Consider the following 11,439-nt stretch of genomic DNA (forward strand, 5'->3'; position numbering starts at 1 on the left):
CGGAGCCGAGTACGAAGTTGCGCCAGACACTCATCAGCGGCACCACCGCGAGATCCTGGTAGACGGTCGCGATGCCGTGGTCCAAAGCGGCACGGGGCGAGGACAATCGAGTCGGCTGGCCATCCAGCTTCAGTTCCCCGCGATCGTGTTGATGCACACCGGCGAGAATCTTGATCAGCGTCGACTTACCCGCACCGTTGTCGCCGAGGATGCAGGTGACCTGTCCCGCATGCACCACGGTCGAGACGTCGCGCAGCGCGACGACACCGCCGTAGCTTTTGCCGATATCGATTGCTTCGATCAATGGTGCCGTCATCGCCGTACCCTTTCGGCTCGCTTCTTGAATATGTTGTTGACCAACACCGCGGCCAGCAGCAGCACGCCGAGGAACAGCATGAACCAGTCGCTGTCCCATCCGGCGAAGACGATGCCCTGCCGCGCCATGCCGAAGATCAGCGCACCGATCGCGGCGCCGATCGCCGAACCGAATCCCCCGGTCAGCAGACAGCCGCCGACCACGGCCGCGATGATGTAGTGCAGTTCCAGCCCGACGCCCTGATTCGCCTGCACGCTGGAGAACCGGAGAATGCCGCAGGATCCGACGACCCACCCGGCGAAGGCGGTGGTCATGAAGAGCAGGATCTTCGTCCGGTCGGCCGGGACGCCGACGGCCCGCGCACTCGGTAGCGCACCGCCCACCGCGAAGATCCAGTTGCCGAACTTGGTGCGCACCAGGACAAGTGCGGCGATCGCGGTGAGCACCACCCACCACACGACCGATGCCTGCAGATGCGTATCGCCGATATCGAGTGTCGAGGCGAAGACCCAACCGGCCGAGTTGTATCCGTCGGCGCCGCGAATACCCGACACCTGAACGGTTCCGGTGACCAGGCGGGTCACACCCAGATTGAGGCCTTGCAGCGCAAGGAAAGTGCCGAGAGTGACGATGAAACTCGGCAACCCCGTTCGCATCACGAGCCAGCCGTTGAACGCACCGACCGTGAGCGCGAACAGCAGCGAAACCAAGAGCGCGAGCCAGACATTCCAACCCGCGTGCACCGCGAGCAATGCGGTGACCAGTGCGGTGGAAGCGGTCATGACACCGGCGGACAGGTCGAATTCGCCGCCGATCATCAGTAGCGCCACCGCGACCGCCATGATGCCGAGCGTGGACGAATCGTCCAGCCAGGTCGCGATGCCGAGCGGGCTGAGGAAGCGGTCGGTAATGATCGAGAAGAATACGAAGACGAGTGCGGCGCCGAGCAGTGCGCCGATCTCCGGTCGCACCACCATCCGCTGGAAAAGCGACGGTCCGTCCGGCGGAGTACTCGGAGTGACCTCGGAAGTTTTTGTGGCAATAGTCATTTCATCCACTCCCTCAGCGCATGCCCAATGCCACGCGGGCCGCCACGGCCTCGACATTGTTCTTGTCGACGAAGGCGGGACCCGTCTGCACCGGTGCGCCACCACCGACCGAGTTCAGATTCGTCCGGTACAACTGCAGCAGGACAATCGGCAGATAGCCCTGCTCGTACTGCTGCTGGTCCACGGCGAACAGCAGCTTGCCCGCCCGAATCGCCTCGACCACATCGGTATTCAGGTCGAAGGTCGCGACCGTCGCGGACGATTGCGATTCCTTCACCCCGTCCACCGCGCGGGCGGCGACCTGTGAATTGAGCGTCAGCACGGCGTCGATGGACCTATCCGCCTCCAACGCGCCCTTGATGCGGGACTGGGCGTCGGTGGGATTGTTGATGTCCACCTGCAGTGTGGTGCCGTTGCCGAAGGCCTTGGTCGCGCCGTCGCAGCGCTGATTGGCCCCGATATTGCCCGCCTCGTGGATCACGCACAGCAGCTTCTTGCGGCCTGCGTCGGCAAGGCGCTTACCCGCGGACTGTCCGGCCAACGTTTCGCTTTGTCCCACATGGCCGATCGCACCGAACTTGGCGCTCTCGCTCTCGCCCGAGTTGATGGTCACCACCGGAATGCCCGCTGCCACCGCCTTTTCGATCGACGGCCGCAATGCCTCTGGATTCGCCATTGATACGACGAGACCGTCTACGCCCTGCGCGACGGCGTTATCGATGAGTTTGGCCTGCTGGCCGGGATCGCCCGAGGAGTTGTATTCGACGCGGACGCCGAAGTCTTTGCCCGCTGCCTCCGCGCCGTTCTTGACGACATTCCAGAAGGCGTCGCCGGGGCTGCCGTGCGTCACGACCGCGACGGAGCCCAATTTGCCCTGGGCGACCGGGGATTGGGTCGGCGCCGGGACGTCCGCGCCCGGACCGGTACACGCGGCGAGGAGGGTGGCCGCGGCCAGCCACGGCAGTACGCGGCGGGATCGCCGCCACCATGCCGTGCGTATTTCGAGCGACATCGTTGTCATCACTTCCCATCTAGATTCGGGCCCAAGGGGATCGGGGTGAGCCCAGCGCGGCACCTATGCCCGCAAGGTGGATCAGACTGCGGGCGGCGTCGCGGCTCGGCCGTTCTGCCGAATCGTCGGGGCGCAATGCCGTGTCCTGTTCGATGACATACCAGCCGCGGTAGCCTGCGGCGTGCACGCTGCGCACCATGGCCTCGATGTCGATATCGCCCTCGCCGAGCGGGACGTAGATGCCGCGGCGGACGGCATCGCTGTATTCCATTGCGCCGCTGCGCACTCGGTCGGCGATGGCTTTGCGCACATCCTTGAGATGGATATGTCCGATGCGTTCCGGACAGCGCTGCGCGAGGCGCACCGGATCGGTGCCGCCGATGAGCAGGTGGCCGGTATCCAGGCAGAGGTCGAGATCGGAATCGGCGAGGAACCTGTCGACTTCGGCTTCGCTCTCGACGTAGGTGCCGACGTGCGGATGCAGGGCGGTGCGCAGTCCGAATTCGGCGGCGACATCCCGGATGGCGGCGGCGGTTTCGATCAGGGTCCGCCACTCTTCATCGGAAAGTGCTTGGCGCGTGTCATATCCGCCGAGGCCGGTCGCGGCCGCGAGGACGATCACCTCCGCGCCCGTCGCGGCGAACAGCGCGGCGTTCTCGCGGGCGTTCTCGATTGCTTGCTCCGGGGCGCGGTGCAGCGGGAGGGCCAGGAAGCCACCGACCGAGGTGATGTCGAAATCATCCAGCAGCGAGCGCAATTCGGCTGGATTGCGCGGTAGGTAGCCGGGTGGGCCCAGTTCCGTCGCGGCGATGCCGAGGGCGGCCATCTCCGTGAGAACGGTTCGCGCGTCGAGTACATGCCCCCAGCCGGGGACTTCGCAGACTCCCCAGGAGATCGGCGCGGCCGCGATGCGCAGCGGATAGCGGGGTTGGGTCATCCGGGCTCTCCGACCTTCGGTGTCGATCGACGTGTAGCGCTATTGGAGCGCTCCAACTATGTAACGTAGGTCATACTGTGTCAAGTACTGCACCGGTCGCTGTTTTATCGCTGCTACCTGCGAAAATTGGCGCTTCCAGCGGAAATACCCGGCGCTCACGGAGGGGAAATTGTCGGATTAGAGCGCTCTATTGATTAGCCTTGGCCGACCTTGTAACGTCCGACACTGCAGGAGGACGGTGGGATGCGGAACGGAGGCGATATGGCTCGACCGACCATGGAGGATGTCGCCGCCCGCGCCGGGGTGTCCCGCGCGCTGGTCTCCCTCGTCATGCGCAACTCCCCCAAGGTCAGCGAACATCGACGCCGCGCGGTGCTGGCGGCCGCGAAGGATCTGGGCTATCAGCCGCACATCATGGCTCGGTCCCTGGCCAGCCGGACCTCCAACATCATCGGCGTCATGGTCTCCGACCTGCACAATGCGTTCTTCGCCGATGTGGTGGAGGGTATGGACGCGGCCGCGCAGGACGCGGGCGTGGAGATGATCCTCAATACCGGACGCCGCAGCGCCGCCCGTGAGCGCACCGCGCTGGAGAGCCTGCTGTCCTTCCACCCCGGCGGCATCATTCTGCTCTCACCCGTACTGCCGGTGGCGGCCATCCGTGACGCCGCCGAGAAGTGCCCGATCGTGCTCATTTCGCGTAGCTCTACCATTGCCGACGTCGATACCGTCAATGACGACGGCGAACTCGGCGCCGCACTCGCCGTGGATCATCTGGTCTCGCTCGGCCACCGCCGGATCGTGCATCTCGACGGCGGCGGTGCCTTCACCTCGGCCTCGCGCCGTCGCGGCTACCGCGCCGCAATGGCGCGAAATGGGTTGGAGCCCATGATCATTGCCAGCGAGCACACGGACTCCGGTGGTATCGCCGCGGTCCAGAAGCTGCTGAACCTGTTCTCCCGCGACAACTTTCCCACCGCGCTGGTGTGCGGCAACGACTTCAACGCCGTCGGTGCGATGTCAGCACTGGAAGAGGCCGAACTCTCGGTGCCGCGAGATGTTTCGGTCGTCGGCTACGACAACACCTCGCTGGCCGCGCTGCGACATGTTTCCTTGACCACCATCGATCAACCGCGCATTCAGATGGGCCGCTTGGCAATCGAAGCGCTAATCGAACGGCTGCGCGACGGTCGCACCGAACCGGTGCGCCGCCGTCTGGAACCCGCCCTGGTTGTGCGCGCGACGACCGCGGCACCACGCGACTGAACCGCTATTTCACCCGAAGGAGAGCCGATGATATCCGCACTCACCATGGGCCTGGCCGGTGTCGGCCGTATCGGCACCTCCCATGCCGAAACGCTGAAACACCTGCCCGGTGTCGACACCGTCGTCGTCGCGGATGCCGACGCCGAACGCGCCTATGCCGCTGCGGGAAAGCTGGGCGTGGAAGCGGTCGCCGACATCGATGTCCTGCTCGCCGCTCCCCTCGACGGCCTGATCATCGCCACGGCTACCGACTCCCACCCCGAACTCATCACCCGCGCTGTCGACGCGGGCATCCCCGTCTTCTGCGAAAAGCCGGTTGCCGCCGACATCCAAGGCACTCTCGACGTCATCACCCGCCTCGAAAACTCCACCGTCCCAGTCCAAATCGGCTTCCAGCGCCGCTTCGACGTCGGCTACCGCGCCGCCCGCGATGCCATCGCCTCCGGTTCCCTGGGCTGGCTACACACCTTGCGCGCCACCACCCTCGACCCCGCTCCCCCACCGGCCGAATATGTTGGACGTTCCGGCGGGTTGTTCCGCGACTGCGGGGTTCACGATTTCGACATAATCCGCTGGGTTACGGGGCGCGAGGTAGTGGAGGTCTACGCGACCGGCGCCAACCGCGGCGAGGAATTCTTCGCCGCCGCGGGCGATGTGGATACCGCCGCGGTATTGCTGCGCCTGGACGACGACAGTTTGGCAACCGTCTCCCTCAGCCGCTACAACGGCGCGGGCTACGACGTCCGCCTCGAAGCCCTCGGCTCCCTCGGAAATGCCGTCGTCGGGTTGGACGACCGGGCACCGTTGACTTCCGTCGAACCCGACTACGCTCCTTCGGGTTTGCCCGCATACCCCGGATTCATGGAACGGTTCCGTCGGGCGTACACCGATGAACTCGCGGCGTTTCTATCCGTTGCGACCGGCGACCTCGAAAGCCCCTGCACCCCATCGGACGCGTTGAAGGCGTTCTATATCGCTGAAGCCTGCGAACTCTCGCGGCGAGAGGGCCGCCCGGTCACAGTAGCCGAAGTCCGCCACTGACCTTCCATCGCACGCCAGCCAGCGCTATCGACAAGGCGGATGGTGTAGTCCCTGTTCGACAGGCCAATGGGACCCCCATCCAGGTTCTCGTTGCTCGAAGCAGGGGCGAAACCGAGCGTAGTAAGGCCGTCAGTCGCTGTACTTCAACGCCGTTGGACCGTCCCCTCTCGACTTCTGGCTAGCAAGGTACTCCTCGTACGACGTCTTATACATCGGGAATTCCGGAACTTTCGACCACGACAACGCTTCGCCTGTCAGCTCCGCTGCAAGATCCGCCAAATGCTGTGCACCAGACCGGTAGATGCGAGCGCATGTGATTGCTCCGTGTAGAACGAGTGAATGTTTGCCGTCCTTCATAGGCATTAGTACACCGGAGGCGGGAGTTGAGTTCGGCTTCAAGGGGCCGGGCCACACTTCGCTTTGCCAACCGCTGGCGAGTCCATGCGTCAAGCAATGCCGTACCTGCATCCAGCCAGCCGCGTCGCGCCTGGCCTGCTGCCAGTCCAGCTCGACTGGATTCCAAAGGCGTGTCCCGAGATCTGGCGGATACCACGCGTCGACAGTGAAGCCAACCCCGATTGCAGAGGCTACGTCGGCGAACTCCCTCTTCACAAGCTTCTCGAATTCATCGATGTCGGGGTTGTTTAGTGTGACCTTCTTGGCGATTTGTCCGAAACCCTGCCCTTGAAGATAAAGCGCGGTCGCAAGGAAGTTCTCCACGAAGCCTTCGAACGCTGAGATCACGCCGAGCACGATCGCTGGCGCCAGCGCGGCGGCATTACCAACTCCGCCTGCTTTACGGGGATGCAAAGCTAGCAACCTCGACGGAACAATCAAAGATCGCGCATAACGATCCACACTACCTTGAAGGCTAATTGCGAGTTCGGCTGTGGCCACAAACGCTCCCCGGATGACTGAGTGCACAGGCGAAAGAAGCTTCGCACAGATGAAAGCGGATTGCACACCCCGGTCTCACGTGCCGCTCCAGGTCCATTGCGAGATTGCCATCGGTAGCAAACCACCGGCTGTCCAGCAGAAGATTACCAGTCTTACTCCGACATAGTACACGCCCCACCTATGGAGCGCACTTCGTAGATATACATCATCTAAGAAGAACAACTTTGGCTATTGCGGCGGGCGGCAACAATGTCTGCAACGACCCGGGCGGCAGCTTCGGGATCCTCATGTTCCCATATTCGAACCACATGCCAGCCAGCGTTTGTCAGTATCCGATCGGTTTCACGATCGCGAAGTATATTACCCGAAATTTTTGTCTGCCAGAAATCGCTATTTATTCGTGCGGGTCGGTAGTGGTCTGGGCACCCATGCCAGTAGCACCCATCGCAGAAGACTGCGACCTTGGGACCGAGAAAGACTACGTCAGCGGTACGGCGAACATCGGGGACCGGTCGCATGCCGACGCGGTATCTGAGGCCCTGCGCACGCAGAGCGGAACGAAGCGCGATCTCCGGTTTGGTATCCCGCCCGCGATTCGCTCGCATGACCGAACGAACAGCGGGAGTACTCGCCCATGACCCCTCAGTTGCGATCGACGCCGGGAGAAGTCCTTTGTCTCTAACGAGATTCCATGCCTGAACAAGGTTCTGCTTCCGGGTCCGGCGGTCAACCTCACCCACATACTTGGTTGGATACTTTCCGCGATCGGACCAGCGAATATAGGCACGGATTCGGCGCGTCTTCGCGTACACCTTCAACTCGATCGACGCCAACGAGACTCGATTGCCACCAAGATCCACTAGTCGATTGTGCCGCCCGCCCGCTGCACGGTCCTGCTCGCCAGTTCGTTCGGCCCGACTCAAACCGGACGGGCACTTCCACGCCCGGTCAGGTGGTAGCCATTCCTTCCAATTCCCCGAATTTCCGTCGGCCACAGCATTACCTATTTCGCCGACTCGGCTTCCGCAAGTACGGTCGCCACCGCTTTAGCGAAGGTTTTACCGAGCAATACGGGGACAGCGTTGCCTAGCTGCCGCATCTTCTCACCGCGAGGGCCAGCTAGCTTCCAATCGTCCGGAAAAGTCATCACTCTTGCCGTCTCACGTACCGTCATATACCTGTGCGTTCCATCGTCGAGCAGCATTACCGACTCGCCGCCAGGAACGCCATGGACACCGGCTTTCACAGTCTTCGCGGGCCGATCCAACTCGTTCGGCGTGTGCCCCGGATAGATACGCGCATTCGGCCAGCCGACATGATCCGGAAACCCCTCAAAATGCTCTTGTCGGTCGAGAAACTCTGGCGGAATATCTGGCAACTGCGGCTGGCCATCGATTCCCTTTATAGCGTCGCGGAGCGTCCTCCAGGGGAGCCCGCGGTCCTCAGTTGAAGATGACAGCATCGGCTGTGAAAGCTGCGCTATTCGCGCCACAACCCGCTCGCGTATATGCATTGGCACCTCAGGGTGTCGTCTCCAGTAAGTCCCGTCGGCCATATCTTCGTGCAGGCGACGCTCAGAATGTTGAGGTTCAACGAGCTTCTTAAACCGCTTCCAGTCGACACGAAGATCTCGGCGAAAGGCGATAAGAATCACCCGGTTTCGAATCTGTGGTACGCCATAGTCGGCGGCATTTACCGCGAAGTGCTCGACATCATATCGCTCTTCATCAGCCACCTTCGCCCCCCTTAGCATGTCGCGAAGGATCTGATCATGATCACGCCAAGCAGTACCCTCCGCTCGCTCTTCGAACGGCAGTGACAACTCACGTTTGATGTACTCGAAGTAGGGCATGAACGAGGGCCTTAGAAGTCCGCGAACATTTTCGCAGATTACAGCCTTAGGGCGCATCTCCCTGATCGCGCGGAACATATGCGGAAAACCGTTGCGGTCGTCCTCGTCTCCCCTCGCAACCCCGCCAAGCGAGAATGGCTGGCAAGGTGGACCGCCAGCTAGCACGTCGACAGCATCCCTCAGGTATTCGAAGTCAACCTTGCGCACGTCACCTGCGATGAGAGGCGGGTCCTCGCCAGGACCTGGAATACTCGGATCCTCGCCCTCCTCAAGCTGTACCGCGCCGTTGGCAGCGAGAGTCTCGCACGCGCGCTTGGCGAACTCGTTGAACAACAGCGGCTGGAACCCCGCTCGCTCGACGGCCATCGCCAGTCCTCCCCCACCGGCGAAAAGCTCCACGCTTGTCCGTCGGGTAGTCGCGGAACCTCGCTGCTTCGGCATGGCAGGAACCATACCGCGGGGAGGCTTCGAACGCGCGTGCGACACACGTCTTAGAATGCCGATCAATCGTCGTCGGACTCCACGGCCCCACCCCTGGGGTCCAAGCGCTGGTCGCCAACGTACTCCTCGACCCGGCCGTCTACCTTCCGCCAGTAAACCAACGCGCTTCGATAATTAGTTGACTCATTGTAGAGGATCACATATCCAGGTAAGGCCGTCGCCTGCCATCCTTCAGGTAATGCATTCAAAACCAGCCCTATAACTCTGCGCACGCTGAGCTCACCAGCCGGAATCGCAATATGTGCATCGATCAACTCTTGCTTGATCTTATTCTTAGTTTCGAAGCGCAGGTTGTACGGCAGTCTGGCCTTGATATCGTGAAGCAAATCCTCAACTGGACGAAGATGATTCGCCAATTCAGGAATTGTACGATCCAGGTCGATGGGGTACTCAGCGTCAAAGTGCTTCGCCTTGACGAGAGAGTGGTCGCGGTTGCGTCCAGGGTCTTTGTTTCCGAAACCCATTGTATTCCAAGGAGATCCACCGTGATCACGATACTTTTTTATCAGCATCTTTTCTGGGGCAGCGGCCTCCAGATCCTCGTCGACGTACAGGCAGATGAAGCAAACTTCCGCAAGATCGATTTGCTGGCGGCCGGAGAGCTTTCTCAGGTGATTGCTAAGTCGATCAGGAAGACTCTTGCTGGCCTTTCCCACATAGACTCGCTCGCGCTTCACGTAAAGTTCGTAGACACCGGGACGGTCTTTCAGCATGGCAAGCTGCTCGGCATCAAGGGGTGCTGGCCGTAGAGCCTGGAGCGCCTCAGCCAGTTGATCCGCCAGTGCACGTGTGATACTTAGCTTGAACTCGGCACTGGCCGGTGGTTCCGCATCGTCGGGTACCTCAAAGAGCCAATTGGTCACGATGAAAATCTAGCCCAGTCAACGCAATCCCGCGCTCATCTTCGTGTCCGCATGAGGTCGAACTCTCCACCGCAGGTATATATCTGATGCACGAGTGCGGCACCGCCCGCATGAACTACTCGGTCCCCGACACCGCCGAATTCGGTGCCCACTTGTCGAGTCCACAGGTCACCGATGACATCTTCCGGTCAGAGTCGTAGAGGGCATAGGCGAACTATCGCACTTCCTCGGGAGAGGGCCGCGCGGAGTGAGGGGAGGTTTACGGTGCCGTCAGGGGCCAGGTGGATCTTCGCGAAGCGGCCGTGGGTTGGGTTTTGGGTGAGGATTTCGCGGTAGAGGGTGGCGGCTCGGGGTTCGTCGGTTATCACTTCGTGGGTGGCTTGGATGTGGGTGCCGCGCAGGAGGATTCGGACGGGGACGCCCGGAATCAGGTTGTGGCGCCAGTTGGCGGCGGTGCCGATGAGGAGGTGGCCTTCGTGTTCGGCGTAGCCGACGGGGTTGGCGTATTCGCGGCCGGTTTTGCGGCCGGAGACGGTAATGATGAGGAGTCGTTTGCTGAGTAGGGGGTGTAGTGGGGAGCGGAGGATGAAGCGGACGATGGCGTCGCCGGTGCGTTGGATTCGGGATTGGGTAGTTGGGGTTTTTGTGCTGGTCATGGGGGTGGCTCCGCTTTTCGGATAATTATTGAGTAGATACTCAGAAAATACGCCCGGGTGGGGCATACTGCAAGGGCTGATCGGTGTGAAGAGGAGGTTGCGGTGGCGAAAGCTGCGGATGGTGCGCGGGCGACGCGGCGGGGGCGGCCTTCGACGGGCGTGCGGGAGTCGGTTGTGGTTGCGGCGCAGGAGATTTTGGTAGAGGCGGGGGTGGCTCGGTTGTCCACGAAGGAGGTTGCGAAGCGGGCGGGGGTGGCCGAGTCGAGCATTTTCTATCACTTCGGCGATCGAATGGGGCTGTTACAGGCGGTGATTCAGCGGCATTTGCGGCCGGTGAAGGATGTGCTCGGGGAGGTCGAGGAGGAGCCGGGGTTGCGGGCGGGGCTGGTGGCGCTTGTCGAGGCGTTGGAGGAGTTCTTTTGGGATGCCATTCCGGTGATGGCGGCGGTGCAGTCGGATGTGGAGTTGCGCGCGAAGTTCGCGGAGCGCAGCCGGGAGTTGGATATCGGGCCGCATCGTGCGGTCGACGCGGTTGTCGCGCACCTGTCGATACAGCACGCCGACCAGTGGGTTCCCGGCACGGTGGATCTACGAGCCGCCGCCCTGCTGCTGGTCGGCGCGGCGCACCAACGAGCATTGCAGCGTCATCTGAGCCCGCCCGACGTGATCGCGGCGCTACCGACGATAGAGTCCATTGTCGATACGGTTATGCCGATCCTCGGCTGACACCGCCCGGAACGGTCGGGCAAGCGGTTACCGCATACCCTCCGTCGCCACGGTCGTGTCCGCTCTCGGAGCGGTCAAGCTGGCCAGTAGCCGAGCGATCACCTCAGCCAGCTGCCTGGCGTTGCGACATTCGTACATGGCTGTTCGCTCGGCCTAGACCTCGTCGGAGCGGTCAAGCTGGCAGTAGCCGACCGACTACCTCGGCCAGCTACCTGACGTTGCGACATTCGCGCATGGGTTATCCGCTCGGCATACACCTCGTCGCAGCGGTCAAGCTGGCAGTAGCCGACCGACCACCTCGGCCAGCTACCTGACGTTGCGAC

At 62.2% G+C, this 11,439-nt stretch carries 12 protein-coding genes and 1 pseudogene; 4 read left to right on the forward strand and 9 right to left on the reverse strand.

The window, feature by feature from the left end:
- The 4 genes from NP3_RS18940 to NP3_RS18955 form a co-directional block, all read right to left on the reverse strand.
- The coding region (locus NP3_RS18940; protein WP_157124390.1) for an ATP-binding cassette domain-containing protein at window positions 1-316 on the reverse strand (316 nt) is incomplete at its 3' end.
- Window positions 313-1,365, reverse strand: coding sequence for an ABC transporter permease (locus NP3_RS18945; RefSeq protein WP_063042927.1), 1,053 nt, complete (start codon window positions 1,363-1,365; stop codon window positions 313-315). The genes NP3_RS18940 and NP3_RS18945, both read right to left, overlap by 4 nt.
- Window positions 1,366-1,378: 13 nt before the next feature.
- Window positions 1,379-2,386: a sugar ABC transporter substrate-binding protein gene (locus NP3_RS18950; RefSeq protein WP_245721007.1), complete on the reverse strand. Its 1,008-nt coding sequence runs from the start codon at window positions 2,384-2,386 to the stop codon at window positions 1,379-1,381.
- Window positions 2,387-2,396: 10 nt separating this feature from the next.
- Window positions 2,397-3,314 carry a TIM barrel protein gene (locus tag NP3_RS18955; RefSeq protein ID WP_063042929.1) on the reverse strand — a complete coding sequence of 306 codons (918 nt, stop codon included), beginning with the start codon at window positions 3,312-3,314 and terminating at the stop codon, window positions 2,397-2,399.
- A gap of 261 nt (window positions 3,315-3,575) precedes the next feature.
- On the opposite strand from NP3_RS18955, the gene NP3_RS18960 reads away from it, so the two are divergent.
- Together NP3_RS18960 and NP3_RS18965 are read left to right on the forward strand one after the other, a co-directional pair.
- Entirely contained in the window at window positions 3,576-4,580 is a 1,005-nt protein-coding gene (locus NP3_RS18960) for a LacI family DNA-binding transcriptional regulator (protein ID WP_063042934.1), read from the forward strand.
- Between the two features lie 27 nt (window positions 4,581-4,607).
- On the forward strand, window positions 4,608-5,621 hold the full coding sequence (locus tag NP3_RS18965; RefSeq protein ID WP_157124391.1) for a Gfo/Idh/MocA family protein: 1,014 nt from the start codon (window positions 4,608-4,610) through the stop codon (window positions 5,619-5,621).
- A gap of 129 nt (window positions 5,622-5,750) precedes the next feature.
- On the opposite strand, the gene NP3_RS49190 is transcribed toward NP3_RS18965, so the two are convergent.
- The 4 genes from NP3_RS49190 to NP3_RS46815 form a co-directional block, all read right to left on the reverse strand.
- Window positions 5,751-6,518 (reverse strand): hypothetical protein, encoded by a 768-nt coding sequence (locus NP3_RS49190; RefSeq protein ID WP_174566237.1) that lies wholly within the window; start codon window positions 6,516-6,518, stop codon window positions 5,751-5,753.
- A gap of 209 nt (window positions 6,519-6,727) precedes the next feature.
- Complete coding sequence (locus NP3_RS51320) at window positions 6,728-7,513, reverse strand: very short patch repair endonuclease (protein WP_084508688.1); 786 nt, start codon at window positions 7,511-7,513, stop codon at window positions 6,728-6,730.
- 8 nt (window positions 7,514-7,521) lie between these two features.
- Window positions 7,522-8,823: a DNA cytosine methyltransferase gene (locus NP3_RS18975; protein ID WP_307678228.1), complete on the reverse strand. Its 1,302-nt coding sequence runs from the start codon at window positions 8,821-8,823 to the stop codon at window positions 7,522-7,524.
- 50 nt (window positions 8,824-8,873) lie between these two features.
- Window positions 8,874-9,734: a GIY-YIG nuclease family protein gene (locus NP3_RS46815; protein ID WP_084508689.1), complete on the reverse strand. Its 861-nt coding sequence runs from the start codon at window positions 9,732-9,734 to the stop codon at window positions 8,874-8,876.
- Between the two features lie 50 nt (window positions 9,735-9,784).
- On the opposite strand from NP3_RS46815, the pseudogene NP3_RS50465 reads away from it, so the two are divergent.
- Window positions 9,785-9,910 (forward strand): annotated as a pseudogene (locus NP3_RS50465) (ketol-acid reductoisomerase); the annotation flags it as partial.
- Between the two features lie 12 nt (window positions 9,911-9,922).
- Here the strand turns inward: NP3_RS50465 and NP3_RS46820 are convergent.
- On the reverse strand, window positions 9,923-10,390 hold the full coding sequence (locus tag NP3_RS46820; protein ID WP_169814515.1) for a nitroreductase/quinone reductase family protein: 468 nt from the start codon (window positions 10,388-10,390) through the stop codon (window positions 9,923-9,925).
- 102 nt (window positions 10,391-10,492) lie between these two features.
- Between NP3_RS46820 and NP3_RS18990 the strand changes: the two genes are divergently transcribed.
- On the forward strand, window positions 10,493-11,116 hold the full coding sequence (locus tag NP3_RS18990; protein ID WP_063042933.1) for a TetR/AcrR family transcriptional regulator: 624 nt from the start codon (window positions 10,493-10,495) through the stop codon (window positions 11,114-11,116).
- The last annotated feature ends 323 nt before the right edge of the window (window positions 11,117-11,439 follow it).

The organism is Nocardia pseudovaccinii NBRC 100343, assembly GCF_001613225.1.
Lineage (GTDB): Bacteria > Actinomycetota > Actinomycetes > Mycobacteriales > Mycobacteriaceae > Nocardia > Nocardia pseudovaccinii.

Bases quoted from the DNA above. Each gene is read 5' to 3' on its own strand.
- NP3_RS18955 (WP_063042929.1), bottom strand. From the start codon at position 3,314: ATGACCCAACCCCGCTATCCGCTGCGCATCGCGGCCGCGCCGATCTCC.
- NP3_RS46820 (WP_169814515.1), bottom strand. From the start codon at position 10,390: ATGACCAGCACAAAAACCCCAACTACCCAATCCCGAATCCAACGCACC.
- NP3_RS18945 (WP_063042927.1), bottom strand. From the start codon at position 1,365: ATGACTATTGCCACAAAAACTTCCGAGGTCACTCCGAGTACTCCGCCG.
- NP3_RS18975 (WP_307678228.1), bottom strand. From the start codon at position 8,823: ATGGTTCCTGCCATGCCGAAGCAGCGAGGTTCCGCGACTACCCGACGG.
- NP3_RS18965 (WP_157124391.1), top strand. From the start codon at position 4,608: ATGATATCCGCACTCACCATGGGCCTGGCCGGTGTCGGCCGTATCGGC.
- NP3_RS18950 (WP_245721007.1), bottom strand. From the start codon at position 2,386: ATGACAACGATGTCGCTCGAAATACGCACGGCATGGTGGCGGCGATCC.
- NP3_RS18960 (WP_063042934.1), top strand. From the start codon at position 3,576: ATGGCTCGACCGACCATGGAGGATGTCGCCGCCCGCGCCGGGGTGTCC.